2 protein-coding genes are annotated in these 1,861 nt (G+C 68.6%); both read right to left on the bottom strand.

Annotation, left to right across the window (positions count from 1 at the left end):
* Positions 1 to 5 precede the first annotated feature (5 nt).
* Positions 6 to 335: a FluC/FEX family fluoride channel gene (locus ABTZ94_RS37400; protein WP_351207901.1), complete on the bottom strand. Its 330-nt coding sequence runs from the start codon at positions 333 to 335 to the stop codon at positions 6 to 8.
* Positions 332 to 1,768, bottom strand: a complete 1,437-nt coding sequence (locus ABTZ94_RS37395) for a lipase maturation factor family protein (RefSeq protein WP_351207899.1) — start codon at positions 1,766 to 1,768, stop codon at positions 332 to 334. Before ABTZ94_RS37395 ends, ABTZ94_RS37400 begins: the two co-directional genes overlap by 4 nt.
* Positions 1,769 to 1,861: the final 93 nt, after the last annotated feature.

The raw sequence follows: 1,861 nt of genomic DNA, 5'->3' as shown, positions 1-1,861 counted from the left end.
GGTGGTCATGACCACGATCCGCCAGGCGGGGCGGGCGGACGCGGGTCTTGAACGACTTCAGAGGTGGGGCCCGGAGCCGGGGCTCCGGTGTGTCCGACCCCCGCGTCGGCGCTGAGCAGCAGGCACCCGGCCGCGGTGCCCGGGCGGCGGGCCGATACGCGAGTCAGCAGCTCGTACGAGAGCGTCGACCAGGTCGACAGGGCACCGCAGAAGCCGGCGGTGAGCAGAAACTGGAGGCGGGGCCCGAGGATCCCGTCGGTCACCGCCTCGGAGAGGAAGCCGAGCGATGTACTGGCGGCGGCCCGCAGGACCCGGAAGCGCGCCGGGGATGTCAAGACCGCCTGGTCGGGCTGACCCAGGAGGGACCGAGCGAGACGGGGGGCATGAAGTCCCGCACATAGGTGCGGTGCCACCAGCGCCCCGTGGCCCGCAGTTCGCGCCAGGTCGTGTACCGGTAGTGGTACAACCTGGCGCGGACATGTGCAGGAGGGGCCTTTGGGAACGGGTTGTGACGCAGCAGCCGCAGTGTGTCCCGGTCGTTCTCCAGTAGCCGCTCCACGAACGGGCCGAACCAGGGGCCCGCGTACGCGGGGGAGAGCGCTGCGAACCACATCAGCCAGTCGAGCCGCAGATGGTACGGGGCGAACTGGCGGGGCAGTCGGCGCGGATCGCCCGGCTTGCCGCGGAAGCCGTACTCCTGCCAGACCGTGCCGTCGTGGAGCACCTGTTCGTCGGTGCCCTCGACCACGACCTCCAGCCGGACCCGGCTGATGCTGCCGAACGCACCGTAGGTATTGACCAGATGCAGCGGGTCGAAAGAGCGGTTCATCACCTGGCGGCGGGAGGCCAGATTGCGCGCCGGGCGGTAGCTGAGGAACACGACCAGCACGGTGACCGCGATGACGACGATCTCGTACCAGAGCGGCGGCGCGGACTGTGCGGGCGGCTCGGTGAACAGGGACCAGTCGACTGCGGACAGGGCGAGAGTGATCGTCACCCAGTTCAGCCAGGCGAAGTTCCCCGAGACAACCAGCCACAGCTGGGTGACGATCATCAGCCCCGCAGCCGCGCTCGCCACCGGCTGGGGAGTGAAGAGGAGCACCGGTACCAGGAGTTGAGTGACATGGTTGGCCGCCACCTCGGCCCGGTGGACGGGCTTCGGCAGCTGGTGGAAGAACCAGCTCAGCGGTCCCGGCATCGGCTGGGTCTCATGGTGGAAGTACAGACACGTCAGATTGCGCCAGCACTCGTCGCCGCGGATCTTGATCAACCCGGCGCCGAACTCCACCCGGAACAGCACCCAGCGCAGCAGCCACAGCACCAGCACGGGCGGTGCCGTGTCCGCGTTGCCGAGAAAGACGGCGAGGAAGCCGGTCTCCAGCAGCAGGGACTCCCAGCCGAAGCCGTACCAGGTCTGGCCGACCTGGACGATCGACAGATAGAGCGCCCAGGAAAGTGCCCAGAGCACCATCGCCGCCCAGAGCGGAACATACGCGTCCACGCCCGCGAGCAGTGCGACGGCGAGCGCGCAGCCGGTCCAGCAGACGAGGGCGAAGAAGCGGTCGGAGTAGTGGAGCCGGAAGAGGCCGGGCGCGCTGCGCCAGTCCGTACGCCGCAGGAAATCGGGTACGGGCAACATGCCGCGTTCGCCGATCAGTGCCCGGAACTGGAGGGCAGCGGTGAGAAACGCGACCAGATAGATGCCGGCCAGAGCCCGCTGGAAGATCAGCCGGCTGAGCCAGTACCCGTCTGCGGTGAGCCACTCCATCGTTTCCAGTATCGGTCCGGTGACGCGGCTCGGCCCTTCAGACCCGCGCTTACGACCTCCCCCACGATAGGGAGCGGGCTCGCTCCCTATCGT

The organism is Streptomyces sp. NPDC002785, from assembly GCF_040295565.1.
Lineage (GTDB): Bacteria > Actinomycetota > Actinomycetes > Streptomycetales > Streptomycetaceae > Streptomyces.
Note: the sequence above shows the minus strand (reverse complement) of the source record. Positions and strands in the feature narration are given on the sequence as shown.

Bases quoted from the DNA above. Each gene is read 5' to 3' on its own strand.
- ABTZ94_RS37395 (WP_351207899.1), bottom strand. From the start codon at position 1,768: ATGGAGTGGCTCACCGCAGACGGGTACTGGCTCAGCCGGCTGATCTTC.